Annotated in this window: 27 protein-coding genes; 16 read left to right on the top strand and 11 right to left on the bottom strand. The window is 47.0% G+C overall.

What is annotated here, in order from left to right:
- Positions 1-18: 18 nt before the first annotated feature.
- On the top strand, positions 19-819 hold the full coding sequence (locus GV030_RS18560; RefSeq protein WP_159584858.1) for a DnaJ domain-containing protein: 801 nt from the start codon (positions 19-21) through the stop codon (positions 817-819).
- Here GV030_RS18560 and GV030_RS18565 read toward each other — a convergent pair whose 3' ends face one another.
- Positions 820-1,920, bottom strand: a complete 1,101-nt coding sequence (locus GV030_RS18565; protein ID WP_159584859.1) for a lactonase family protein — start codon at positions 1,918-1,920, stop codon at positions 820-822.
- Positions 1,921-2,258: 338 nt separating this feature from the next.
- Between GV030_RS18565 and GV030_RS18570 the strand changes: the two genes are divergently transcribed.
- The 9 genes from GV030_RS18570 (at position 2,259) to GV030_RS18610 (ending at position 10,342) form a co-directional block, all read left to right on the top strand.
- On the top strand, positions 2,259-3,062 hold the full coding sequence (locus GV030_RS18570; protein ID WP_159584860.1) for a M57 family metalloprotease: 804 nt from the start codon (positions 2,259-2,261) through the stop codon (positions 3,060-3,062).
- Between the two features lie 117 nt (positions 3,063-3,179).
- A complete protein-coding gene (locus GV030_RS18575; protein ID WP_159584861.1) occupies positions 3,180-3,782 on the top strand; it encodes a TetR/AcrR family transcriptional regulator in 603 nt (200 codons plus the stop codon).
- Positions 3,783-3,794: 12 nt separating this feature from the next.
- A complete protein-coding gene (locus GV030_RS18580; protein ID WP_159584862.1) occupies positions 3,795-5,084 on the top strand; it encodes a TolC family protein in 1,290 nt (429 codons plus the stop codon).
- Entirely contained in the window at positions 5,081-5,971 is an 891-nt protein-coding gene (locus tag GV030_RS18585; RefSeq protein WP_159584863.1) for an HlyD family secretion protein, read from the top strand. Before GV030_RS18580 ends, GV030_RS18585 begins: the two co-directional genes overlap by 4 nt.
- On the top strand, positions 5,968-6,885 hold the full coding sequence (locus GV030_RS18590) for an ABC transporter ATP-binding protein (RefSeq protein WP_159584864.1): 918 nt from the start codon (positions 5,968-5,970) through the stop codon (positions 6,883-6,885). The genes GV030_RS18585 and GV030_RS18590 overlap by 4 nt, the downstream gene beginning before the upstream one ends.
- Positions 6,875-7,621: an ABC transporter ATP-binding protein gene (locus GV030_RS18595; RefSeq protein ID WP_159584865.1), complete on the top strand. Its 747-nt coding sequence runs from the start codon at positions 6,875-6,877 to the stop codon at positions 7,619-7,621. Before GV030_RS18590 ends, GV030_RS18595 begins: the two co-directional genes overlap by 11 nt.
- The gene (locus GV030_RS18600) at positions 7,618-8,721 is read left to right on the top strand and encodes an ABC transporter permease (protein ID WP_159584866.1); all 1,104 of its coding nucleotides are present in this window, start codon (positions 7,618-7,620) and stop codon (positions 8,719-8,721) included. Before GV030_RS18595 ends, GV030_RS18600 begins: the two co-directional genes overlap by 4 nt.
- Positions 8,718-9,842: an ABC transporter permease gene (locus GV030_RS18605; protein WP_159584867.1), complete on the top strand. Its 1,125-nt coding sequence runs from the start codon at positions 8,718-8,720 to the stop codon at positions 9,840-9,842. Before GV030_RS18600 ends, GV030_RS18605 begins: the two co-directional genes overlap by 4 nt.
- Before the next feature lie 29 nt (positions 9,843-9,871).
- Entirely contained in the window at positions 9,872-10,342 is a 471-nt protein-coding gene (locus GV030_RS18610; RefSeq protein ID WP_159584868.1) for a GNAT family N-acetyltransferase, read from the top strand.
- Between the two features lie 3 nt (positions 10,343-10,345).
- Here the strand turns inward: GV030_RS18610 and GV030_RS18615 are convergent, their stop codons facing one another.
- Both GV030_RS18615 and GV030_RS18620 read right to left on the bottom strand, forming a co-directional pair.
- The gene (locus GV030_RS18615; protein ID WP_159584869.1) at positions 10,346-11,026 is read right to left on the bottom strand and encodes a hypothetical protein; all 681 of its coding nucleotides are present in this window, start codon (positions 11,024-11,026) and stop codon (positions 10,346-10,348) included.
- Between the two features lie 115 nt (positions 11,027-11,141).
- The gene (locus GV030_RS18620) at positions 11,142-13,517 is read right to left on the bottom strand and encodes a glycoside hydrolase family 3 N-terminal domain-containing protein (protein ID WP_159584870.1); all 2,376 of its coding nucleotides are present in this window, start codon (positions 13,515-13,517) and stop codon (positions 11,142-11,144) included.
- Positions 13,518-13,608: 91 nt separating this feature from the next.
- On the opposite strand from GV030_RS18620, the gene GV030_RS18625 reads away from it, so the two are divergent.
- From GV030_RS18625 to GV030_RS18635, 3 genes are all read left to right on the top strand, one after another.
- Positions 13,609-14,349, top strand: coding sequence for an NUDIX domain-containing protein (locus GV030_RS18625; protein ID WP_159584871.1), 741 nt, complete (start codon positions 13,609-13,611; stop codon positions 14,347-14,349).
- A 44-nt stretch (positions 14,350-14,393) separates the two neighbouring features.
- Entirely contained in the window at positions 14,394-15,059 is a 666-nt protein-coding gene (locus tag GV030_RS18630; protein WP_159584872.1) for a hypothetical protein, read from the top strand.
- 66 nt (positions 15,060-15,125) lie between these two features.
- Positions 15,126-17,051, top strand: a complete 1,926-nt coding sequence (locus tag GV030_RS18635; protein ID WP_159584873.1) for an OmpA family protein — start codon at positions 15,126-15,128, stop codon at positions 17,049-17,051.
- A 10-nt stretch (positions 17,052-17,061) separates the two neighbouring features.
- Here GV030_RS18635 and GV030_RS18640 read toward each other — a convergent pair whose 3' ends face one another.
- Positions 17,062-17,784: a hypothetical protein gene (locus tag GV030_RS18640; protein ID WP_159584874.1), complete on the bottom strand. Its 723-nt coding sequence runs from the start codon at positions 17,782-17,784 to the stop codon at positions 17,062-17,064.
- Between the two features lie 117 nt (positions 17,785-17,901).
- On the opposite strand from GV030_RS18640, the gene GV030_RS18645 reads away from it, so the two are divergent.
- Positions 17,902-18,537: a peroxiredoxin gene (locus GV030_RS18645; RefSeq protein WP_159584875.1), complete on the top strand. Its 636-nt coding sequence runs from the start codon at positions 17,902-17,904 to the stop codon at positions 18,535-18,537.
- Between the two features lie 103 nt (positions 18,538-18,640).
- Here the strand turns inward: GV030_RS18645 and GV030_RS18650 are convergent, their stop codons facing one another.
- Positions 18,641-19,216, bottom strand: a complete 576-nt coding sequence (locus GV030_RS18650; RefSeq protein WP_159584876.1) for a collagen-like protein — start codon at positions 19,214-19,216, stop codon at positions 18,641-18,643.
- A gap of 110 nt (positions 19,217-19,326) precedes the next feature.
- Between GV030_RS18650 and GV030_RS18655 the strand changes: the two genes are divergently transcribed.
- Entirely contained in the window at positions 19,327-19,518 is a 192-nt protein-coding gene (locus GV030_RS18655; protein WP_159584877.1) for a cold-shock protein, read from the top strand.
- Between the two features lie 49 nt (positions 19,519-19,567).
- Here the strand turns inward: GV030_RS18655 and GV030_RS21635 are convergent, their stop codons facing one another.
- Genes GV030_RS21635 through GV030_RS18665 form a run of 3 tightly spaced genes read right to left on the bottom strand, consistent with a single transcriptional unit; the run spans position 19,568 to position 20,944 of the window.
- Positions 19,568-20,092, bottom strand: coding sequence for a nitrilase-related carbon-nitrogen hydrolase (locus GV030_RS21635; RefSeq protein ID WP_255465553.1), 525 nt, complete (start codon positions 20,090-20,092; stop codon positions 19,568-19,570).
- Positions 20,032-20,532, bottom strand: coding sequence for a nitrilase-related carbon-nitrogen hydrolase (locus GV030_RS21640; protein WP_255465554.1), 501 nt, complete (start codon positions 20,530-20,532; stop codon positions 20,032-20,034). The genes GV030_RS21635 and GV030_RS21640 overlap by 61 nt, the downstream gene beginning before the upstream one ends.
- A gap of 1 nt (position 20,533) precedes the next feature.
- On the bottom strand, positions 20,534-20,944 hold the full coding sequence (locus GV030_RS18665) for an OsmC family protein (protein ID WP_255465555.1): 411 nt from the start codon (positions 20,942-20,944) through the stop codon (positions 20,534-20,536).
- A 187-nt stretch (positions 20,945-21,131) separates the two neighbouring features.
- Here GV030_RS18665 and GV030_RS18670 point away from each other — a divergent pair, with 187 nt between their 5' ends.
- The gene (locus GV030_RS18670) at positions 21,132-22,190 is read left to right on the top strand and encodes a 3-deoxy-D-arabino-heptulosonate 7-phosphate synthase (protein ID WP_159584878.1); all 1,059 of its coding nucleotides are present in this window, start codon (positions 21,132-21,134) and stop codon (positions 22,188-22,190) included.
- 55 nt (positions 22,191-22,245) lie between these two features.
- Here GV030_RS18670 and GV030_RS18675 read toward each other — a convergent pair whose 3' ends face one another.
- The 3 genes from GV030_RS18675 to GV030_RS18685 all read right to left on the bottom strand — a co-directional run bounded on the left by GV030_RS18675 (position 22,246) and on the right by GV030_RS18685 (position 24,104).
- Entirely contained in the window at positions 22,246-22,464 is a 219-nt protein-coding gene (locus tag GV030_RS18675) for a hypothetical protein (RefSeq protein WP_159584879.1), read from the bottom strand.
- Positions 22,461-23,111 carry a hypothetical protein gene (locus GV030_RS18680; RefSeq protein ID WP_159584880.1) on the bottom strand — a complete coding sequence of 217 codons (651 nt, stop codon included), beginning with the start codon at positions 23,109-23,111 and terminating at the stop codon, positions 22,461-22,463. The genes GV030_RS18675 and GV030_RS18680 overlap by 4 nt, the downstream gene beginning before the upstream one ends.
- Positions 23,112-23,273: 162 nt before the next feature.
- A complete protein-coding gene (locus GV030_RS18685; RefSeq protein ID WP_159584881.1) occupies positions 23,274-24,104 on the bottom strand; it encodes a DUF1080 domain-containing protein in 831 nt (276 codons plus the stop codon).
- Positions 24,105-24,119 lie beyond the last annotated feature (15 nt).

Raw genomic sequence — 24,119 nt, forward strand, 5'->3', positions numbered from 1 at the left:
TTTCCCTAATTTTTCCGGGTGAAAAACGAATACCTCGATACGCTGGGACTCCAGCCCGGCGCCACCAAAGCGGAAGTAAAGGCTGCCTACAGACGGCTCTCCAAAATACACCACCCAGACATCAGTAAGGATCCCAACGCCAAGGAGAAATTTATTGAAATCAATGAAGCCTATAATTTCCTCACCAAAGTAGGCCCCACCCCACATCAGGAAACGGTCTCCTATAACTACAACCCTTACGTATCAGAGTATGACCAATGGCGCAAGGAAGCTCGCCGCAGGGCCTGGCAGAAAGCCAAAGAGCAAGAGCGAATGCAGCAGGAAATGATTGTCAAAATTCTCAAGGGCTTCAACATCGTTGCGCTTATTATTTTTCTGACCAATGTGATGCTTATTGTGGACTACATCCTCCCCAAAAAGGAGGAAACGCAGGAAATATTGAGTATCTACAGAGTATACGAGTCAGGACGCCATATCAAAAAGACCTACCGCTACGATGAAATTCATTTTGAAACCGTTACCATGCTTTTTGACAGGGGCGAAGTGACCACCCTCAAGGATCTGGGGCCTACAGGTCGTGTAATCACCACCAGGCTGTTCCACACGCCTATCGCGGCCTACATCAGTATCGCAGGAAATGAAGAAAGACACGAGCAGATTTATAGTATCTACAGAGTGTTCGGATTCCTGATTCCGGCTATACTTCTTTTTCTGGCACTTTACCGATATGCAGTCACCTCCCTGGATCCCAAGCTCACTCTGGCGCTCTTTCTGTTGGCTTTTTTTATGATTCAGCTCTGGATACTCCTTCTGGACTAATCAGAACTTCAGGCAAACGGGCCTTGAAACTTCAATCTCCTGATCGGTATAAGAGAGTAATCCGGTTTTGGGATCTCTGGAAAACACGGTAATGTTATCTGTGTCTTTGTTGGCGACCAAAAGAAACTTCTCGTCTGGAGAAAGTGTGAAATTTCTGGGCCATTTACCTTGTACAGACTCCACACCTATGCGCTCCAGCTCACCACTTTCGCCTACTGAGAAAATAGCAATGCTGTCATGCCCTCTGTTGGATCCATACAGGAATTTGCCATCGCTGGAGAGGTGAATATCGGCGCACTGACTATGCTCCGTAAAATCTTCAGGTACTGTATTAGCCCGATCAATTTCCGTAAGCCTACCTGTCTCAGTATCCACATCAATGGAAATCACACTGTTCGAAAGCTCATTGATTAAAAAAGCCAGGTTCTTAGTCGGGTGAAATACCATATGCCTCGGGCCGTCTCCCGGAGTAAGTTGCAAAGCCGTAAAACCCTCTCCTATGGCTCCATCCACTACCGGGTAACCCACCACCTGATCGATCCCCAGATCCACCACATAGACGAAACGACTGTCTTTGGAGAATAGCGCACAATGTGCGTGAGCAGCTTCCTGCCTGTTGGCAGAGTCCAGCCCAACACCTTCATGCTGATAAGTAGAGGGCTCCCCTACAATACTGCCATCCTCGGCCACAGCATACACCGCTCCGTTACCAGAAGAATAGTTAGCCACTGCCACCAGTTTCTTGTCAGCGCTGAAGTCCACATAGCAGGGATTGATCCCCATGGACGACACCTGATTGATCCGCTGCAGCCCATCCTTGCCCCAGGCATAGGATACCACCGCACCATCTCCGCGCTCTCCTACAGCGTACACATATTTATGATCCGGGCTAATGGACAGGTAAGACGGGCTCGCCGCCTCTACAGCCAGCTGGAGATCCGAAAGCTCCCCAGTCTGAGTATCAAAGGAGACTTTATAAATCCCCTCACTTGTCTGGTCGGTATAGGTGCCAATCAGCAAATCCATTTTAGTGCTTTTTTGAGTGCAGGAAAGAACAAAAATGCCCAATAGCAGGGCGGTCAGGTGTCGAAAATTCATCATTTTAAAAGTTTTGGTGCGTCAATTTACGCATGCTCTTCAAATTCAGGCAGGATAATGAAAAGAAAAAACATGATCTCCCATGGACTTTTTCTGTTCTCACACGGCCATGTGGCCGGTAAATGTAAAAATCGCATATTAATCAACTAAGAAGCTCCTGACCAAATCACGAAACTGCATTACTGCGACCTTCTGGTTCTGAACCCGGATGAAACCCCGAGCGAATCAAAGAATAAATCCTTGTTTCCATGTATTTAGCACACACATCTTTTATGCCTGATTTCTTTCAATTGAAAATGATGTTTCTTAAATTATCCTTTTAAACCTAATTCAAAACAATCATGAAAAACTATCTTAAAATCAGCGCCTATGCGCTCTTGCTATTCCTGTTGGCCTCCTGCCAGGATCAGAACACTCCAGAACAACCACAACTGGAAGATGTCCCCAATGAAATACTCGACAAAGTAGATGCCCTCGGCTTCAATGCCAACGAAGTGCGCATGTACGATGGCACCCTCTTTATCGAAGGAGACATTGCCATTCCGGTCTCGAAACTCGATCAAATGAAACCCGGCCAACGAATCCCCACGGAGGAACAGTACAGCACTGACAACCTGGTAGCTGGCAATCCACGTACCATCAACGTATTTGTAGACATGCCTCAGAAGTACAAAGATGCCACTGACATTGCTAATGCCAGATACAATGCGGAAAGCCTTAACCTCACCTTTCAGCGGGTCACCAGCTCCTCAGGTGCAGACATTACCATCAAGGCTTCTCCCTGGTATTATCGTTTCTTAGGAATTCTGGGATCCGCCGGATTCCCAGAAAATGGTAACCCCTATCACACCATTCTGATGACACGCGCCTATTATGACAATGTGAGCAATATCAATGGACTGGCGACTACCATTGCTCATGAAATGGGTCATTGTATCGGCATGCGACACACCGACTATATGGACAGAAGCTATAGCTGCGGTGGAGTACCGGACAACGAAGGAGATGGCGGTGTAGGTGCCAACCACATCCCTGGTACCCCTACCGGTCCGGATGCAAACTCATGGATGCTGGCCTGTGGGACTCCCGAAGGTGACCGGCCATTTACAAGCAACGACCAGGTAGCCCTGGACTATTTGTATTAATTCAGTTCTCATATTTATTTTTCAGACTCATGATCGAAAGGTCATGAGTTTTTTAGTGTATTTAAAAAAATTAACCAAACGGTTAACTTTATTTCCATACTCCCGTATATTTGCAGTATGACACAGGAAACTGCCGAGTACAAAATCAAAGAAGCCGCCAAAGATGTCTTCATGATCAAAGGGATGGCCGGAGCCCGCATGCAGGAAATTGCGGATAAAGCCGGTATCAACAAGGCGCTCCTGCATTACTACTATCGCAGCAAAGAGCTGCTATTCAAAGCAGTCTTCGAAGGGATCATCAAAGCATTTATTCCAAAGATGCTGCAGTTATTCACCAGCGACCTCCCTCTGGAAGCCAAAGTGTATCAAATGGCCGATAAGTATGTGGACTTCCTCTCCGAACATAGAGAAATGCCTCTTTTTATCCTCACGGAGCTCAGAAGAGGCCCCCTGAAGCTTATACAAGCCTTAAATATAGGAGGATTGATAGACCTATCGGTCATTCAGCGCCAGATAGATGAAGAAGTGGCGAAAGGAAATATTCGCCCGATTACTGCACCACAGTTTATGCTCAATTTTGTCTCCATGATGGTATTCCCCTTCGCCGCTGGCCATATGTTCACTGGCATCTTTGGCGTCTCAGAAGAGGAATTTCAAAAGATCATGGAAGCCAGAAGAACCGAAGTTCCCAAATTTATCATGAATGCATTAAGACCATAAAAAAAATTTGTCATGAAATTAACCAAAAGGTTAAACCAAACAATTAAACCAGGAATACTCTCACTGATGCTCCTCGCCTCCACTGTCGCTGAGGGTCAGTCTGTGACAGTATACTCTTGCTACGAAATGGCTGAAGACCTGAGCCCTCTCAAACAAAAGGAAATTTACCTCAGCTCCATCAACAGTCTGAACCAGCTCATACAAAACACCCACAACCTTCCCAGTGTGACCCTGGAGGCTTCTGCCTCCTATCAATCGGATGTGTTTGGGCTACCCGCTAGTATTCCAGGCGTGGATTTTCCTACGATCCCTCGAGATCAGTACAACATGTCACTGCAAGTGAAGCAAAAAATTTTCGATGGTGGAGTCTCCAAAGCCTCAAAAGCCATTGAGGCTTTGGATGAGCAAGTGAAGCAAAATGAACTGGATGTTTCCCTTTATCAAATCAGGAATATCATCAACGAACTCTACTTCGGAAGCCTCCGGCTTCATCAGCAGGAGGCCGTGCTCATCAGCTTGTTGGCAGAGTCTGAAAACAAAACCAGCGCCGCACGCGCGGCCTTCAACAATGGTGTGCTCCTCAAAAGCGAGCTGAACGAACTGGCAAAAGAACAACTGAAAGTGAGCCAGCAACTGGTGCAGGTGAGTCATGCCAAGGCCGCAACACTGTCCATTCTATCCACCTGGATCAATCGGGAAATCAGTGCAGAGCAACTGGAACTACCCACCCCAGACGTGAATCAAAGTTTCGAATCCATTGACAGGCCGGAGCTCTCACTTTTCGCCACCAGAAATGAAAAGCTATCGGCCATGGCCGACCTAACCTCCACGAATAATACCCCCAAGCTCTATGGGTTTGCCAATGTAGGGTACGCACAGCCTAATCCACTCAACTTCTACCAGACTGATTGGAACAGCTACTACCTCGTGGGTGCACGACTCACCTGGGGATTGGACTGGGGGGCTTCCAAACACCAAAAGGAAATACTCCTGATCTCCCAGGAAATGACTTTGACCGAACAGGAAAACTTCCTTCGTCAGATCAACAATGACCTGATCAAAAAAAAATCGGAGATCGAGCAAATGAAAGCCACCATTGTGCTGGATGAACAAATCCTGCAAATGCAAAACGAAATTGTAGCTGAAGCCGAAAAACAATATGAAAATGGCACCCGCTCCTCTACTGACCTGCTCACCATACTTCACGAGCAGGCACAGCTGAAAATGAACTTATCCATACACTCCATAGCCCTCGCACAAATGGGTGTAGAACTATTGACCATATCCGGAAACTTACCATGAAAAAACTAAGCATATTACTCCTGGGAGCCTTCACACTGTCCTGCTCCTCCTCAGATCAAACACCAGATGCCTATGGCAACCTGGAAGCCACAGAAGTTTTTGTGTCAGCCGAAGTTGGTGGAAAAATCATTCAATCCTCCATCCGGGAAGGCAGTCTTTTGGAAGAAAATCAAATCATACTCACCGTAGACACCACGCAGCTTCACCTGAAAAAAGGCCAAACTGAAGCCATGATCTCTGCCCTCAGAGAAAAGCTTCAAAACATACCCATTCAGCTGGAGGTGTATCAAAAAAAGGAACAGCTGCTCCGGCGAGAAGTGCAACGTGTAAAGAACCTACTGGAAGCCGGAGCTGCCACCCAAAAGCAACTCGACGACCTCTCCGGTGAACTGGAGGTGATCACCCGACAAAGCGAAGCCCTGGAAAGTCAGCTATCCACCGCCAATAGAAGTATTCTGTCGGAAATCAAACCCCTCAACTGGCAGTTACTGCAGCTAGAGGATCAGATCACCAGAAGTGCCATCAAATCCCCCATCAGCGGCACGGTACTTCAGAAATTCAAAGAACCTGGTGAAATGGTGATGCCTGGCCAGCCAGTGGCCAAGCTTGCCAACCTGGAGCACATGGAAGCCCGAATATTCATCACGGGGGATCAACTGTTGTCCATAAAGCTCGGCGGCCAGGCTAAGGTTTCCATCGACGGTACAGAGGGGAATATTGTCTACGATGGCACAATCATCTGGATTTCTGACCGGGCAGAATTCACCCCCAAGTCTATTCAGACGAAAGCCGAACGCGTCAATCTGGTGTATGCCGTAAAACTGGAAATGAAAAACGATGGCAGCCTGAAAATCGGGATGCCTGTGGACGTAACCTTCGTCTTATGAAAGCCATCACCATCAACCATCTGAAAAAAGATTTCGGAAAAGTAACCGCTCTGAAAGAAGTGAGCCTGGAAGTGGCTCAAGGGGAACTCTATGGACTCATAGGGCCCGATGGTGCGGGTAAAACTACCATGATCCGCATCCTCACCAGCCTCCTCACTGCCACCGCAGGAGAGGTGAGCGTACTGGGCCTGAATCCCCAAACGGAATACAAGGCCCTGAGACAAAAGATCGGGTATATGCCAGGGCAGTTTTCGCTCTATCAGGATCTCTCGGTGGAAGAAAACCTGAACCTCTTTGCCAGCATTTACGAGACCACCATTGAAGCTAACTACCACCTGGTAAAGGACATCTACCAGCAGATCGAACCATTCAAACACCGCCGGGCCGGGGCCCTTTCCGGAGGTATGAAGCAAAAACTGGCACTCTGCTGTGCCATGATCCACCGGCCAGAGATTCTCTTTCTGGATGAACCCACCACCGGCGTAGATGCGGTTTCCCGAAAGGAATTTTGGGAAATGCTCAAAACACTCAATGTCGGCGGACTGACCATCTTCGTATCCACACCCTACATGGATGAAGCCTCACTTTGCGAAAGAGTGGCGCTAATCCAGGCAGGCGAAATATTGGCTGTGGATACCCCGGAAAATATTAATGAAACCTTCGGAAGGCATCTCTATGCCATCAAAGGAGGTAATAAGCGGGCACTACTCAATGCACTAAAGGCCTTTGAGCACTGTCAGTCTGCGTATTCCTTTGGCTCCAGCATCCACTACACAGACAGCCGCCAGGAGATGGATGTTGAGGAGTTGCTCCTCTCACTTCAGGCGCACGGACACTCCAATATTACCATAGAAGAAATTTCACCTTCCATAGAAGATTCATTCATGAAACTAATGACCAGCCATGACTCGTGAAGCTGTAATTTCCGTCCATCATCTCTTGAAGACCTTTGGCAGCTTCCATGCAGTCAATGACATTTCATTTGATGTCTATCGTGGTGAAATCTTTGGTTTCCTGGGTGCCAATGGCGCAGGGAAAACCACCGCCATGAAAATGCTCACCGGGCTCTGGAAACCTACTTCCGGCAAGGCCACGGTGGCTGGTTATGATGTATTCACTCAGGCGGAAAGCGTCAAGCGCAGCATTGGCTATATGAGTCAGCGATTTTCCCTCTATGCTGACCTCACTGTGAAAGAAAACATCGAGCTGTTTGGAGGAATTTATGGCCTTAGTAGCGGTCACATCAGGGAAAAACGAATCGAACTCCTTTCCAGATTGGATCTGACAGATTCCGAGCATGAGCTCATCAGCGCGCTGCCATTGGGGTGGAAGCAAAAGCTAGCCTTCTCGGTGGCCATGCTTCATGACCCGCAAATTGTCTTTCTGGATGAGCCTACCGGGGGAGTAGACCCTATTACCAGGCGGCAGTTTTGGGACCTCATCTATGAAGCTGCCGACTTGGGCAAAACCATTTTTGTCACCACCCACTACATGGACGAGGCTGAATATTGCGATCGCATTTCCATGATGGTAGATGGGAAAATCACCGCATTGGGCACCCCGGAAGACCTCAAAAAGCAATTTCTGGCCAAAGACATGGACGAGGTGTTTATCAAAGTAGCACGACATACCCAACCGATAGCCCAATGAAACGATTCGCAGCATTTGTCACGAAAGAGTTTTACCACATCCTGCGGGATAAGCGTACACTGGTCATTCTGATCGGGATGCCTACGGTCATGATCATGCTCTTTGGCTTTGCCATTACCAATGAACTCAAAGAGGCCCGGGTGGCCTTTCTCGACCATTCCAACGACCCACAGACTCTGGCCATTCAGGAAAAAATATTGGCCTCCCCCTATTTTTCTCTTTCCGGGCAAATCAGCTCTCCAACCGGAATCGAAGACATCTTCAGGGATGGTCAAACCAAGCTGGTGATGGTTTTTGAAAGTGATTTTGGACAAAGGTTAGAAAAAGATGGCCAGGCCAATATCCAGCTGATTGCAGATGCCACCGACCCCAACACGGCGAGTACGGTAGTGAATTATGCGCAGGCCATCATACTGGATTATACCCGGAACATAATACCCCAACAGAGTACCCCATTAATCAATGTGCAGTCACAAATGCGCTACAATCCGGAACTCAACGGCGTTTATTATTTCGTGCCCGGACTTATCGCCATTCTGCTGATGCTGGTATCAGCCATGATGACGTCTATCTCCATCGCACGGGAAAAGGAAACTGGCACCATGGAGGTACTGCTGGCCTCACCCATGAAGCCGGCTCAGATTATCCTGGCCAAGGTGGTGCCATATGTCTTGCTGTCCTTTCTGGATGCCGTGCTCATTCTCACCCTTGGCAAATTTGTGTTCGGTGTGCCCATCCTGGGGAGCCTCGGCTTGCTCCTGGGGGTGACCTTACTATTCATTCTTCTGGCACTGTCGCTTGGCATCCTTATCTCCACCGTTTCACCCAATCAACAAACCGCACTGCTCCTCTCACTAATGGGGCTGATGTTGCCTACCATTTTGCTCTCAGGATTCATTTTCCCGATAGAAAATATGCCCTTGCTACTGCAGGTCATTTCCAATATCATCCCCGCCAGGTGGTTTATCATCGCTGTGAAATCCATCATGCTCAAGGGCTCCGGATTCTTACTCCTTTGGAAGGAGATCCTGATCATGTTTGGATTCATCCTCTTTTTCATTGCCGTAAGTGTTAGAAAATTCAAAATCAGACTGGAATGAGGGTTATACTATTTCTTATCAGAAAGGAATTCCTACAGATATTCCGAAACAAAAGCATCTTGCCGCTGATACTGGTGATGCCTGTGATCCAGCTTTTCATACTGTCCTATGCCGCAGATTTCGAAATCAGGAATGTGCGCGTTTTCTGGATGGATGATGACCAGAGTACCTCCAGCAGGATGCTGCTTCAGAAAATTCAGGCATCCGACTATTTTCAGCTGGTCGATCAATCCTTTTCTCCGAAAGCTGCGGATCTGGCCCTGGTGCAGCGCAAAACGGATTTGGTGATCCACATCCCTCAGGAGTTTGAACACAACCTTTTCAGAGAAGGACATGCTGATATCCAACTGACTGCTGATGCCATAGATGGTACCAAAGCCGGACTGGGGACTTACTATGCCAATCTGCTGATTCAGGATTTCAGTCGTGATTGGCTGGCCAAGTATGGGAGCAACATTCACATACAAGCCGCATCCATGCCTTCCATCGTGCCCACCTATTCCTTTTGGTACAACCAGCACCTCAACTATAAGACTTTCATGGTTCCCGGTATTCTGGTGATGCTTGTCACCATGATCGGGGCGTTCATATCCGCCATGAACATCGTACGCGAGAAGGAGCTGGGAACCATCGAGCAACTGAACGTCACTCCCATCAGAAAGTATCAGTTCATTGCTGGAAAACTGATCCCACTTTGGATCCTTGGACTATTCATCTTCACTATTGGTCTGGTGGTGGCCAAGCTGGCCTTTCATGTCCCCATCATAGGAAGTCTTTTTCTTATCTATGGATTCACGGCGATCTACCTGGTCATGATCCTGGGCCTTGGGATGCTCATTTCCACCTTCACCAATACCCAACAGCAAGCCATGTTCATATCCTGGTTTTTTCTGGTGATTTTTATCCTGATGAGTGGGCTCTTCACGCCGATCGAAAACATGCCTTCATGGGCTCAAAACCTGACACTGATCAATCCCATCCGATATTTCATAGAGGTCATTCGCCTGGTCATGCTGAAGGGGGCAGTTTTTCAGGATGTTGGCCTCCAATTCGTGGTTATCGGATTGTATGCCATAATCATCAATGGACTGGCTATTTGGAATTACCGAAAGACCGTGTAATCTCCTACTTTTGAGGAAGATCAAGAGATATGACCTTCCTCGAAACCACAGCCCTCAACACAGCCCAAAAGGAAGCTGTAATGGCACTTTGGAACAAAGAATATCCAACCACACTTGCTGTGACCACTGTAGCGGATTTTGATGCCTACCTCCAAAACCTGATTAATCACAATCATCTGCTGGTGATAGATGACCAGAACCGAACCGTGGGCTGGTTCTTTACTTTCGAGCGGGATGCTGAAAAATGGTTTGCAATGATTCTGAGTGCTGATGTACAAGGGCAGAGACTAGGTTCACAGCTGCTTTCGCGAGCTCAACAAAAGCACGACACCCTGAATGGCTGGGTAATTGATCATGAAGACTACAAAAAATCCAATGGCCAGCCTTACCTTTCTCCGGTTACCTTTTACTTAAAAAATGGATTTGAAATACTGAACCTCACCCGACTGGAGACTCCAAAACTCTCTGCCGTAAAGATGCGATGGAGAAATCAGCTTTAGAGCCTAGTCCACCACATTCACCGCATAGGTTTCAGAAGTGATCTGTGAATGAGCGACTCCTCCTTCTTCTGTGGCTTCTGCCAATGAACCTGAAAAAGACCTGGATATGCTCATTCCGCATTGTCCCAACAAGGTCGCCTGAATATCCGCAGAATCGATTTCAATGAAAGTGGCGTTGACCAGGCCTATGGAAGCATAAAAATCACCCCCATCACCTGATAGGTGAAAAGTGACGGTTTCACCTGACTTCAGAGGTGCTCCCTCCCAGGTAATCCTGGCTCCTTCTGCAATGGATAGTTCGGTCAAAGAGGACGGCAAATCAATATCGGCAGGCAGCGACAAGGTATTTCTATACACCACACCATCATTATTGGTATAAACAAAAGTACCGCTGGGCACCTTTGTGCCGTAGCTCTTCTGATAATCTACTATCCCCAGTATCTCGGTTTCCTTCAGACGATCATCATCAAAAGTGATACTACTCGGGGAGTTGATCTTCAAAAAAGTAGAGCCAAACAAAAAACTCGCAGAGGCCGTGGTTTTACGGTCTCCGGCATTATAAGCAAGTGTATAATTGGTTTCAATTCGCTGCTGATTGACATCTGCAGCATCTTCAGACTCACAGGAAGTCCAGACAATCAGGGACATCAGGAGTACAAGGAATAATGGGCGGGTGGAGGTCATGGCTGTGTATCTTAATTGGATTTCAAAAAAGACACTTCAATCTAATAATTCGTTGGGACAAAAAGAAGGCCCGGCTCTCCGAGCCGGGCCTTCAATCTACTAATTTGAACAACAACTATTTCCTGGTGATTTCCTGAATGGCCCTATTCGGAACCAACACCTTATTTACTTTTTCCACGATGATTTCTTCAACCACCTGAAATTTGGCTTCTGCTCTTATATCTTCACTGGAAGCCCCTATTTTCACACTATACTCACCGGGTTCTACCACCCATGCTGAGCGGTCACTGTCAAATGAAGCGAGATCCCGGGCGTCAAGACTGAAGTTGAGTGCTTCACGTTCACCGGGCTTTAGAACCCTGGTTTTTGAAAAAGCTTTCAACTCAAGCGCAGGCTTATCCATAGAAGTCCCCGGAGCAGTGATATACAATTGCACAGATTCCTTTCCTTGAGTATCGCCGGTATTGATCACCTCCACCGACACAAACATCCTTTCTTGAAAAAACTCTGAACCCAATGCAAGCCCATCATAAGAAAATGAGGTGTACGAAAGTCCATATCCAAATGGATATGCTGTTTTCACCCCGAAGGTGGTGAAATATCGATATCCGACATAAATCCCCTCTTCGTATACCACCTCGGAAGCCTTGCCCAGCGACATAGGCCCCATCATCACTTCTTCTGCGCCAGGCAGCGCTTTACCCGGAAAGTTTTTGGTACTTAAAATATCTTCATAGGCCATCGGAAAGGTAGTAGGCAATTTTCCACTCGGGTTAACTGCACCGATCAGCACATCCGCCAGCGCATTGCCAGCCTCCTGCCCACCTTGCCATGCCAGCACAATCGCATCTACCTGATCCCTCCAGCTGGCTGTTTCGATCACATTGCCAATATTGAGCACCAATACCACCTTTTTATCTATCGCATGATAAGCGGCCGATACATTGCGAATAAGTTCCTTTTCAGCATCAGTGAGGTAATAATCGCCATCCAATGTCCGGTCCTGAAACTCACCAGAGTTTCTACCTATCGTGATCAGTGCCAGATCACTTTCACTGGCATGGGCCGCTATTTCTGCCTTTTGCAAGGGTCGCTCCGCTATGGGTGGAAGTAACTCAAAGAAAAATTTCTTTTCCGGCTGCTTGGCCTTCTCCTGTGCGATATACTTTTGATAATCCTCCCTAAGTGCCCCACTCACCAGGTACTTAGCCCTGCCCAGCCCCTCAACCAGGGAAACAGTGTAGGCCTCATTCACGTCACCACTACCCGACCCTCCTGCAATAAAATCATAAGAACCATTTCCAAAGGCGGCAATTTTTATACTGGAGTCCTTCAGAGGTAATGCGCCATCATTCTTAAGCAAAACCACCCCTTCTGCAGCTGCTTCTCGTGCCAATTCAGCATTGGCCTTGAGGTTTGGCTGATCACTATAAGCATATCTTGAAAACGATGGAGACTGTAATACGATCTTTAAAATATGACGAACATTTTCATCCAGCACGGCCTCATTCAACACCCCATCCGATACAGCTGCGAGAATGGCCTGGCGCTGATCTGGTCTTCCGGGCATCAGCAGATCGTTCCCCGCCTTCATCTGTGCCACCGCATCTTTACCCGCAAACCAATCAGTCATCACCAGGCCCTCAAAGCCCCACTCTTCTCTCAATACAGTATTTAGAAGCTCACCATTCTGTGAAGCGTACGTTCCATTGAGTTGATTATAAGCACTCATGATGGTCCAGGGCTGGGCTTCCTTTACTGCGATTTCGAATCCTCTCAAATAGATTTCCCTGATCGCCCGCTCGCTCACTATAGTGTTGATCTGCATTCTGTTAGTCTCCTGATTATTGGCTACAAAATGCTTCACAGAGGTACCAACACCATTTGACTCTACTCCATTCACAATGGCGGCCGCCATCTTCCCACTCAATACCGGATCTTCTGAGAAATATTCGAAATTTCTACCCGCCAGAGGACTTCTGTGGATATTCATAGCCGGAGCCAGCAAAACATCTACCCCATATTCTTTCACTTCATTGCCCATAGCCTGTCCCACCCGGTTCACGAGATCAGGATTCCAGGTGGAAGCAAGTACCGTCGCGATCGGGAATGCAGTACAGTAGTAAGTATTGTTATCCAAACTGTCACGAACAGGGTCTATTCTCAATCCCGCAGGCCCATCTGCCAGCACGATAGACGAAATACCCAAAGATGGAAGTTCCAAGGTACTGCCCGCTGCACCCTGCACTTTATCCTTACGCTCTGCCATGGACATACCGGGAATGTTCATACCCATGCCCACGACCAACCCCACTTTTTCTTCGAGAGAAAGCCGTGGCATGATATCAGCCACACGCTCATCGAGGGAAGCTTTGGGATTCTCATAGAGATCCATTTTCCCATTTTTATTTAAATCAGAATAGGTTGACTCCTGATTTTCAGTGCCGCATCCCAACAGGATGAGCAGACTGAGGGTATAAAATTTATTCATAGCTATGTTTCCTTATTGCGTCGTTATGACACAAACATAATACTTAATCATTATTTTTCATCAACTTTGCCTGCGAAAAGGATAAGTGCGTATGCAGACAGAAAATTTCCACCCTGGTTTATCTATTGACTGTGTGATTTTTGGATTTCACGAAAACGAGCTGAAGGTTTTACTTCTGAAGCTCAAAAAGGACGACCGGTGGGCATTGCCAGGAGGATTTGTGGAGAAGGATAAAGACGTAGACTCTGAAGCCGTACGTGTATTAAAAAAGCGAACTGGTCTGGATCATATTTTCCTCAAGCAATTTCACCTCTTTGGAGATGTCGATAGGATCGAACCGAGCCACTCCGACACCATGGTCAAAAAAGGGGTGATCCCACCGGAACTGAAAGGATGGTTTGATCAACGATTTGTTACCGTGGGGTATTATGCACTGGTAGAATACTCTCGGGTGAAGGCCCCCACTCCTGACCTCACCAGCGAGCGCTGCGATTGGCGGCCACTCAGTGACCTTCCGCCAATGATGCTCGATCATGCTCAAATCCTGAAAAAAGCTCACCAAACTCTGAAAAAGGAACTTAATGATCAACCAATAGGGCTCAATCTTCTACCCGAGCACTTTACCATGCCAGAGCTACAAGCCCTGTATGAAACCGTACTGGAGAAGTCCCTGGACAGGAGAAACTTCAGAAGGAAAATGCTGAGTTACGATATTCTGATTCAAACTGACCTTCAGCGTAAGGGAGGGGCTCATAAGGCACCGCTGCTTTATAAGTTTGACAAGGAAAAGTACAACAACGCTATACTGAGCGGATTACAATCCGGGTGGTAACGCTAACCTCTTGATTTACAGGGATAAATTTTGTTACTTACGAAATGCCGCCTGCATCTCACGTTTACATTCATGAGGATATATCCTCTATTCAGGAGCTCTATTCAGACCTCACAGAGGACTTATCAGCCACTCCTTTGGTGATTGATTTTTTGACCGCTTCGGCCGAAAAACTGTTACATGCACACCGAACCAACCTCCATGCTGCCTTCGTGGAAATCCGCAATGGCCTCCCTCAGTTCGCAGGTAAAAGCATTAGTGAAATATTCAACTATGCCTTTACCATGCTGGACGCACGTACCACGGTGGCCAGACTCCATGGGTTTGAGGATTGGGAAGAGGTAGAGCGGCATTCTGAAAATTCTTTCAACCTGGAATTTGAAAAAGCGATAGATCTGCTACTGGGTGGAGAGGTGGAGCACCTGAGTCAATTACTCAGCACTCATCCGGCATTGATCAAAGCCAGGTCTCCATTTGGACACCAGGCCACGCTGCTCATCTACTGCGGTAGCAATGGTGTGGAAATGAGAAGGCAGGTGGTCCCCGACAACCTGCCTGAAATGGTGAATCTCCTACTAGCCGAAGGGGCAGAAAAACACGCCAAGGCCCGGGTATATGGTGGGCAATTCACCACCTATCAGCTTGCCGAAAGTAGCGCCCATCCACATGATGCCGGTATCATGGATAAGCTACTTCGGGTCTTAAAGTGACATGGTTTGAGTTAGACTTTGGTTTATGGGATTAATTAAGTAATTTCTTGAATCATTCTTAGAACCATGAAAAAACTCATCCAACCACTAGCACTATCTATCTGTATGATGCTCACGATCACTGTGCAGGCACAGGATCCTAAAGTATCATTTCTGAATGGCAACAAAGCACTGAGCCAGGGTAATCTGGACAAAGCCATTGCTGACTTCAAAGAAGCGGTCAATCTGAAAAACGACTATCAGGACGCCTGGTATCAACTGGGGCTCACCTTCAACTACGCCAGAAGGTGGGAAGAAGCCGTCTACTCTTTTTCCAGACTCAAAGCGCTCAATCCCAATTACAACCCGTGGTTTTACTACGAGGCGTGCAGAGCACTGATCGAACTGGACAAACTACCAGACGCTCAGAATGCGGCAACAGCATTTTTAGAAAAGTATCCCAATAAACCGAAAGATCAGCTCAGCAGACACCAGGCTCTTACCAAATTGGTCTATGCCCGAGAAAGTCCCGGTCTGAGAATGCTTCCAAAGAGCATGACGGACCCTGTGCCCCTGAGTGCCATCAACAGCCCATCGGGAGACTACATGCCGCAGGTAAACCCTACAGGCACAAGGCTCTACTTCACCAGTGTGCGGCAGGGCGGATTTGACAACCTCGACGACAGTACGCGCATGATGGATTTTGGTGAGGACCTTTATTTTTCCATCCTCGAAAACGGCACATGGAGTGCTCCGAAACTACTTCCCGAACCACTGAATTCCATGGGGGATGATTTCGGATCGGCATTTACCGGCGACGGACAAATGATGGTCTATGTGCGCTGTGGAGACAAAGAGAGTATCGGCAATTGTGACCTGTACATTACCCAGCTCGTAGGCACTGATTGGTCCGAACCCATGAATATGGGAAATGTGGTCAATAGTGACGACTGGGACTCCCAGCCTACCATCAGTTCGGATGGTAACCGCATCATCTTTACCTCCGCAAGAACGGGTGGCTATGGCGGCTCTGATATCTATATGGTGGAAAAAAATCACCTGGGCGAATGGGGCGTCCCGCAAAATCTGGGTGGTACAGTGAATACACCTTTCAACGAAAACAGCCCCTACCTGGCGCCCGATGGCAAAACCCTCTACTATGCCAGCAACGGCCACCCGGGATTTGGAGGTATGGACATCTTCTATTGCATTTTTGAAAATGGTAAATGGTCCAAACCCATCAACCTGGGTGCTCCGCTCAACTCCTCCGGGGATGACACCAACTTTAGTATATCGGCAGAGGGCATGGGTTATTTCTCTTCCTCACGGCTAAATGGAGAAGACTATGAAATCTTTCAGATAGAACTTCCTGATCACCTGAAACCCAAGCCTACCGTGGTGGTACAGGGGATCGTATCCAACGCCAAAACCAGTGCACCGCTGGAAGCAGTGGTGCTCATAGAAGACATCAACTCAGGAGAGCTCATCAGTGTCAACAAAAGCAACTCATCCAGTGGCGAATACCTGGTGGTGTTGCCTGCCGGCAGAGACTACAGTGTTTCGGCCAGTAGTAAGGGCTTTTTCTTCTATTCACAGAGCTTTGAATTACCTAAGGATACCACCTATCAGGAGATCAGCCTTAATATCATGCTCGAGCCAATCGAGAAGGGAACCAAGGTAGTACTGAACAATATATTCTTTGAAAGTGGGCGAGCGGAGCTTAAACCCATCAGCTATGTGGAGCTCAACAAAGCCGCGGACTTATTAAAGGACAATGCCACCATGATCATAGAAGTAGGTGGCCACACCGATAACCTGGGGTCAGATGAACTCAACCTTTCTCTTTCTCAAAAAAGAGCCAATGCCGTGATGGAATACCTGAAACTGGCGGGAATTGAAGAAACCCGCCTCAAAGCCAAAGGCTATGGAGAAACACAGCCCATCGCCGACAATAGCACGGAGGAAGGTCGCGCCAAAAACCGTCGAACGGAATTTGAAATTGTAGAGTTTTGATATAGGTAAATCACAACGCTACAAACCATTCGCAAAGGGAGCGCCAAAACTCAAAACGATAAAAATTGAGTACGGAATAATGGTAGATGAGGAGTAGGACGAGTACTACCGGAAAGACATTCCATCTCCGGTGGGCATACCAATCCCAGATAGCCAGCCCTACTACAATAATATCGGCAAGAGCAAATCCAATAACAGGAACGATAGGGGCGTGATCAATCCTGGGTACCCATTCAATGAGCGGCCTGAAATATCCGTATATCAGGCGATCCGTTACCGGAGTAAACATGGGGAATATAGTAGCCAACATATACCTGGCGTGAACCAGAGGTCTTTTTCTGTGGTAGATAGCCAGACCGTAAATAATCACAAATACGATGATGGCATTGATGATCAAGGCCAGTGCGTACATGGGCAGGTTGGTCACCCTATCCAGTCCCCGCATCTGAAAATGGATCAGATTCAACGTAGTAAAGACAATGTAGGGAATCAGAAGATATGAAAGCCACCCAAGCCGCTTGTGCAACCCGCGCCTATGAGTGCGAATGAGATAAGCCTGAGTGATCAATAGCATACACCACAGGATCATGCCTATACCGTGTGCATGGAGACGATAGTCGGTCTGAGCCGTGAGTCGAGCAAAATAGCTTCCCCAAAAGGCCACTACTGCCATGACGAAAAACAAACTAAAGAGAATTACGCTCCGACGATTGATCAATTGATCCAATTTCATACTTCATAAATTATATCCAGTTTCCCAATAATTATACGGTTTACGCAAACTTCTTTTAGAGGAGCGGCGTTAAACTTGCCAAACCTAAATTTTCAACAATAAACTTTACATCAAATTATGGCTTTAAGAATTGGAGATGATGCACCCAACTTTCAGGTGGAAACCACTGAAGGTGCGATTGATTTTCATGAATGGTTGGGAGATAGTTGGGGAATCCTCTACTCACACCCTGCTGACTATACCCCTGTGTGTACTACAGAGCTTGGAAGAACGGCCCAGTTGGCACCGGAATTTGCCAAGCGAAACACGAAAGTTCTGGCAGTAAGCGTGGACGATCTGGAGTCTCACCAGGGCTGGATCAAAGACATCAATGAGACGCAAAACACCGAAGTGAACTTCCCGATCATTGCTGATCCGGATAGAGTGGTGGCCAATCTATATGATATGATCCACCCAAATGCCTCCGCTACTGCGACCGTTCGTTCGGTATTCTTCATTGGTGCGGATAAGAAAATCAAGGCTTCGCTTACCTACCCGGCCAGCACCGGACGTAATTTCGCAGAGATCCTGAGGGTCATTGACTCCCTGCAGCTGACTGCCAACTTCAGTGTGGCTACTCCGGCTGACTGGATACAGGGACAGGATGTGGTGATCACTCCGGCAATCAAGACGGAAGACATTCCGGCAAAATTCCCGAAAGGACACACCATCATTAAACCTTATTTGAGAATGACTCCTCAACCAGATAAATAAGCTTTTTAAAAGGTCGTTAATCCAAATTGGATTGACTGAAAACAAGGCGCCCGCAAAATTTTCAATTTTGCGGGCGCCTTTTTGTTTGAGTGTGTAAAGTCTATCATTCTCTCCTATCTGTAATTGCTCTCTTCTGGGTGAGATTTGGCAACCCCAAAGCTGCCTCTACTGCCGCGTAATCCGAGAAATCCACTCGACCGGAATTCCAGAATTCGCCGGGCACCACCACTACCCTGGCAATCCAGGCATCCGTATCTATTGCCCCCAGCCAATCCAGCGGAAACTCAGCATCCAGAAATAACCTCACATCATATTTAGAGTGGTCGTAGTTGTAGATCAGCAACCCATCATCGGTGATTAGCGTCTGATCCAATTGGCGCCATACTTCCACCACTTCATTATTGGCATTGGTATATGTATCCCATAAAAAATAAACCAGTGCTACGTCAGAATCAAACCCTTCGAAGTTGTCCGGATAAGCCAGTATTACTTCATAGTCGGGAGCTGTGAAGTTGATGTTTTCCCATTCAAAAACGAACCCCGACTGACCGTCAGCTCCCTTGGGACCAATAGGGCCTTGAGGACCTGTGGGACCCTGTGGTCCAATACTGGTCTCTGAGTAACAAGAACTTAGCATCACCAGTAGGCCTAATGCGAAAAATTGTACGGTAGCTTTCATAATATTAATGTTTGATTCAGGTAGACTTTACCAAACATTGTTCCAGTTTGTGGTTTGAAAGAATTTATTCACTACATTTGATCCAATTTTTAACAATTTATTTTATTACAATGAGTACTGGAAAAGTAAAATTCTTCAATGATTCTAAAGGTTATGGTTTCATTAAAGAAGATGGATCAGAAAAAGAATACTTCGTACACGTATCAGGTCTTATCGACGAGATCAGACAGGATGACGAAGTAACCTTCGAGTTGCGTGAAGGTAAAAGAGGATTAAATGCAGTTGATGTTAAGCTTGCTTAATAATTAATCATAAAAGTATTTTAATCATTGCTGGCCCCTGACTTTAACGTCAGGGGTTTTTTTGTGGCTTTTTCAAAATAGAGGCCCTTTGCTGATTCACTTCCAGCTGAAAGATATCAGGTCGGCTGTAGTGCCCCGAAACATCCAGTGTCAATCTAGCTGCCCGTACTTTCTGATGATCAATCTCCACATAGAAGATCCCCTCCTGATCGATCACTGGCTCCAACAACCAGCTACCATCCGGTGCTGCCACGCAGCTTCCGCCGTTGGCCAGTGTTCCGCTCATTTGATCCTTCATCAAACGAGCCTGTGGTAAATCATCCGTGATGTCCTTATCTGTAAAAAGTCCGCAGGCTGCCACCACATATGATCTTGATTCCCTGGCAATCATCGGAATGAGGTCCCTGGTATTGCGGTCATTACCCGGCCAAACAGACACATGTAGATCTTCGCCCTGTGCATATAAAGTAGCCCTGGCCAAAGGCAGCCAGTTCTCCCAGCAATTGAGTCCACCTATACCGTGAATGGGGCCAATGAATGAGTCACCAGACCATTTCCATCGCCCATGGCCCACACGAGCCGTTCTTCATACGTGGGCATCACTTTGCGGTGAGCAGACTGAATAATACCCTGTTGATCTATGTATACCAGCGTACAATACAGGCTTCGTCCCCTGTCTCGAGGCTGCTCAATGATACCTAAATAGATGGCAACTTCATACTCAGAAGCTATTGCACACAGGCCATCCAAATCCCCGCGCTCTATACAAACGGCCTCATTCATATAGTGAGCAAAAATCTCCTGCTGAATCGCACTTTCAAAAACTGCTCCGTCTGTCTTCTCCACCCAAAAAGGATACCCCGGCACCAGAGCCTCTCCAAAAACCACAAGCCCTGCTCCGCTGCCAGCAGCTTCTTTGACGCAGTGAACTACCTTCTGCAGAGTGGCTTCCCGATGAAGCCACTCCGGTGCGATCTGTGCTATGGCTATTTTGAGTAGATCAGACTGGCTCATCTCAAGGTCTCAAAATCTCCAGGCTATGGGTAATCTTGGTGGATTCGTTGATCGTAGCTGCCACCGAACAGTATTTTTCTACCGCCAGGTTGACGAGCTTTTCAGCCTCTTCCTCCTGCAAATCCGGTGAAGTGAATGTGTACTTCACATGAATATCTGTAAATTTCTTGGGGTATTCCTCACGTCTCGTACCGTCTATTTCACCGGAGAACGCCACGAGGGTTTTCCTTCTTTTCTTCACCATGGCCACCAGATCAACAGCCGCACAGGAAACCACCCCTGCAAGAAGCAGCTGCATAGGCGACATGGCCTTTTTATCTTCAGCAGCCAACATGTCTATTTCTATCCGATTGCCGGATTCATTCACTGCAAAATACTCCTGGTCGGATTTAAAACCCATCTTAATTTTCATCGTGCTCATACTCGGTTATGCTAAGTAGTTTAATGTTTTGTCCTTTTTATGATTTTTAAAATTTACGGCGGCAAATATTCGGTTGATCCTAAATATTTCCATTTATAAGTAACATTTTCCCCAATCTTCTTGGCTTATGTCCTGAGTGACTTACTTTTGCCGATTCAATAGTAACAAAGTCAGGGTCATGATTATTCCAAAGGAGCCAAAGTTAACAAAAGAGCAGTTTGAAGAGGTCGTTTCGATCGTAGAAGAGTACGGCTGTCGAGTACAACCAATAGAAGGACACCACAGAACGATATATGCGGTGCTGGGTGATGAGCGGGAAACCATCATGGTCACCCGTATTCTCGGTTTGGATTATATCGACAGGTTTGATGCAGTGGATACTCCATTTAAATTAATGGACATTAAATCTGAGCTGGCACACCATAAAATTAAGATCGGGAACATTATTCTTGGTGAAGCTCCGTTCATCATCGCTGGTCATTGTACCATCGACCCGAAAAATCCGAACTTGTTTATCGAGTCGGCACACGCCATGAAGGAAGCGGGAGCAGCGGCCATCAGAGGTGGGGTATGGAAACCACGAACAATGCCTTATGCATTTCAGGGGGACGATGCTTCCATGAAAATATTGATTGAAGCCAAAGAGCAAACTGGTTTGCCTGTGGATACTGAAGTGATGGATGAGCATCAGCTGTCCATCGCCGTGGAAGCAGGTGTAGACATTCTGCAGATCGGTGCGAGAAACGCACTGAACTACTCCCTGCTCAAAAAAGTAGGTCAGGAAACTGCCGATAAGCAAATCGCGGTGTTGCTTAAAAGATCAATGGGTATGGGACCTGTCAATGAATTCATTGCGGCCTCAGAGTACATCGCAGCAGGTGGCAACCCGGACGTGATGCTTTGCCCAAGAGGGACATCACCTACTATGGACGGATATAGAAATTATCCTGACGAATGCATCACACCGCTCCTGAAAGAAAAAACATGGGCACCGGTGATTGTGGATCCTTCGCACTCGGTGGGTAGAGCCAAGTATGTACCTTCTGCCGCCATGGCTGCCATGGCTTATGGAGCCGATGGGGTGATTGTGGAATCACACTGCGATCCTAAAAAAGGTATTGGTGATGACCCTAAACAAGCCATCACTCCGGATGTATTGAAAAAACTGATCCAGGACATCCACCAGATCTGGGAAATCAGGAAGCACTATAAGAAAGAGCTCCCTGTAACCGTATAAAACGAAAAAAAGGCTGCCGAATGGCAGCCTTTTTTATTCAATTTCACTTGTCAACTCAGAGTTGCACCACCAGGTAATTGGTGCTCTTCCAAAAGAGCTTTTTATCCGAAATCACCAGCTGAGTTTTATCCTTCGTAGAAGTAAGGCTGTAGCTACCTTCGGGATGCTCGGTAATGAGCTTGATCGATTTGGCATTAAACTCCAAAGCACTGGTACTGTCTTTTCTGATAGCAGAAAACAATTGATCTTCGCTATTGGCATTGAGTACCTTCACCTGACCAAGGCCGATGAATCCACTTCTTTATCCACGATTCCTTTTTGCTTCAAGTCCTTGGAAGATCCAGCAAAATAATAGGCGCGATTCAGGATATTATTCAATTCCTGTGTAAGGGCCAACTGCTTCTCATAGGCCAGCTCCAGCTCCTCCACGTCTGCTTCCAACTCACTTTTCAGTACTACAAATTCCGCTTCCCTTTCTAAAAGTATTCGAGCCTGAGCCTTGATTTCATTGTTGAGGGCCAAAACTTCCTCACTCTGGTCTCCGTATTTTTTCCTCATCTCATTCAGGCTTCTGTCCAGCGCGATCAGTTTCAGCTTGGAGTTATCCATCAAAGCTTTGATAGAAGCAATCCGTGCCCTTATCATCTCTTTGGTGTCCGCGTTGCCTTTTCCATCTTTACCCACTTTACCCACCATGGTCGCATTGGCATCAATAGACTTCAGGTTTTCATCCACTTCTTTCAAAAACACTTTATACCCTTCTATAGAGGCATTAAGTTTCTTGTTTTGAGACTGAAACGTCTCATTTTCCTGCTTCAGCTTCAACGTTTCCGCTTTGAGGTTTTCATTTTCCTTCTTCACTTTGGTATTACAGCTGCCCAGTAATACGATGAGTGCGATTCCTATAATTTTCGTTTTCATTTTTTTTAGAGATGATGCATATACGCAACAATCATACGAGGGTTTAGTTATTTCAACACAGAAATCAACCAAAAAGTCCCTCTATCAAAAAAGCCTCCAAATGGATCATTTTGGAGGCTTTTGAAAGGAAAAAAATAGCAATCTCAGAGAGATTTATGTGAGTTACAATTCACGAACCCATATGTTTCTAAACTGCATGCGGTCACTGTGATCCTGTAGTACCAATGGCAGCTTCTCAGGATGCGCTATGTAATAGGGAGTGCCGATGAAACAGGTAGGCCCCAAAAGTTCCACATTATTCTGAACGAGGATTCCATTGTGAAGAACAGTCACTTTGGCCGGGCTTACCACCCCCCCTTTCTCAGAAAACTTGGGTGCCATGAAAATGATATCATAAGTCTGCCACTCCCCGGGTTGGGTAGAAGCATTAACCAATGGAATGTGCTGCTTGTAGACAGACGCTACCTGACCGTTGCTATAAGTGGGATTTTCATATCCATTGAGTACCTGTACTTCATACATCCCCATGAATATCACTCCACTGTTTCCTCCGGCCTGGCCTGTTTTATCAGCTGGCATTTTGGGGGCTCTCCATTCCAGGTGAAGCTGTACATCCCCAAAAGCTTTTTTGGTAGCAATGGCTCCGGTGCCAGGGGCCACTTCCAGGGCATCTCCAATGATCGTCCATTCAGCCGGTGCTCCTTTGTAATCGGGATCGATCAGAGGAATCATGGCCTTAAAACCATCCATTTTCACCGGAGATCCAAACTGAGCCTTTTGCCACTGACTTTGATCTTTCCCATTGAATAGCACAATAGCATCTGAGGGTGCTCCTGAGTTGGCGCGGGGAGTAACGGTGGGTACGTCCTTATAGAGCTCGGTGATTTCCCAGGGTTTGGTCTTATTGAGTTCGTCCCAGTTGGGCTGAGGTATGTCCTGCGCCACCAGTGTGGCTGAAAGTGTGATGAAGAAAATTGAAAAAAGTGTTTTCATGAATTGAGATTTTAT

The organism is Marinoscillum sp. 108 (assembly GCF_902506655.1).
GTDB lineage: Bacteria > Bacteroidota > Bacteroidia > Cytophagales > Cyclobacteriaceae > Marinoscillum > Marinoscillum luteum.

Bases quoted from the DNA above. Each gene is read 5' to 3' on its own strand.
- GV030_RS18625 (WP_159584871.1), top strand. From the start codon at position 13,609: ATGCAGACAGAAAATTTCCACCCTGGTTTATCTATTGACTGTGTGATT.
- GV030_RS18685 (WP_159584881.1), bottom strand. From the start codon at position 24,104: ATGAAAACACTTTTTTCAATTTTCTTCATCACACTTTCAGCCACACTG.
- GV030_RS18655 (WP_159584877.1), top strand. From the start codon at position 19,327: ATGAGTACTGGAAAAGTAAAATTCTTCAATGATTCTAAAGGTTATGGT.
- GV030_RS21640 (WP_255465554.1), bottom strand. From the start codon at position 20,532: ATGAGCCAGTCTGATCTACTCAAAATAGCCATAGCACAGATCGCACCG.
- GV030_RS18665 (WP_255465555.1), bottom strand. From the start codon at position 20,944: ATGAAAATTAAGATGGGTTTTAAATCCGACCAGGAGTATTTTGCAGTG.
- GV030_RS18575 (WP_159584861.1), top strand. From the start codon at position 3,180: ATGACACAGGAAACTGCCGAGTACAAAATCAAAGAAGCCGCCAAAGAT.
- GV030_RS18615 (WP_159584869.1), bottom strand. From the start codon at position 11,026: ATGACCTCCACCCGCCCATTATTCCTTGTACTCCTGATGTCCCTGATT.
- GV030_RS18680 (WP_159584880.1), bottom strand. From the start codon at position 23,111: ATGAAAACGAAAATTATAGGAATCGCACTCATCGTATTACTGGGCAGC.
- GV030_RS18670 (WP_159584878.1), top strand. From the start codon at position 21,132: ATGATTATTCCAAAGGAGCCAAAGTTAACAAAAGAGCAGTTTGAAGAG.
- GV030_RS18565 (WP_159584859.1), bottom strand. From the start codon at position 1,920: ATGATGAATTTTCGACACCTGACCGCCCTGCTATTGGGCATTTTTGTT.
- GV030_RS18595 (WP_159584865.1), top strand. From the start codon at position 6,875: ATGACTCGTGAAGCTGTAATTTCCGTCCATCATCTCTTGAAGACCTTT.
- GV030_RS18630 (WP_159584872.1), top strand. From the start codon at position 14,394: ATGCCGCCTGCATCTCACGTTTACATTCATGAGGATATATCCTCTATT.
- GV030_RS18600 (WP_159584866.1), top strand. From the start codon at position 7,618: ATGAAACGATTCGCAGCATTTGTCACGAAAGAGTTTTACCACATCCTG.
- GV030_RS18570 (WP_159584860.1), top strand. From the start codon at position 2,259: ATGAAAAACTATCTTAAAATCAGCGCCTATGCGCTCTTGCTATTCCTG.
- GV030_RS18640 (WP_159584874.1), bottom strand. From the start codon at position 17,784: ATGAAATTGGATCAATTGATCAATCGTCGGAGCGTAATTCTCTTTAGT.
- GV030_RS18620 (WP_159584870.1), bottom strand. From the start codon at position 13,517: ATGAATAAATTTTATACCCTCAGTCTGCTCATCCTGTTGGGATGCGGC.
- GV030_RS18580 (WP_159584862.1), top strand. From the start codon at position 3,795: ATGAAATTAACCAAAAGGTTAAACCAAACAATTAAACCAGGAATACTC.
- GV030_RS18610 (WP_159584868.1), top strand. From the start codon at position 9,872: ATGACCTTCCTCGAAACCACAGCCCTCAACACAGCCCAAAAGGAAGCT.
- GV030_RS18650 (WP_159584876.1), bottom strand. From the start codon at position 19,216: ATGAAAGCTACCGTACAATTTTTCGCATTAGGCCTACTGGTGATGCTA.
- GV030_RS18590 (WP_159584864.1), top strand. From the start codon at position 5,968: ATGAAAGCCATCACCATCAACCATCTGAAAAAAGATTTCGGAAAAGTA.
- GV030_RS18645 (WP_159584875.1), top strand. From the start codon at position 17,902: ATGGCTTTAAGAATTGGAGATGATGCACCCAACTTTCAGGTGGAAACC.
- GV030_RS18635 (WP_159584873.1), top strand. From the start codon at position 15,126: ATGAAAAAACTCATCCAACCACTAGCACTATCTATCTGTATGATGCTC.
- GV030_RS18585 (WP_159584863.1), top strand. From the start codon at position 5,081: ATGAAAAAACTAAGCATATTACTCCTGGGAGCCTTCACACTGTCCTGC.
- GV030_RS18605 (WP_159584867.1), top strand. From the start codon at position 8,718: ATGAGGGTTATACTATTTCTTATCAGAAAGGAATTCCTACAGATATTC.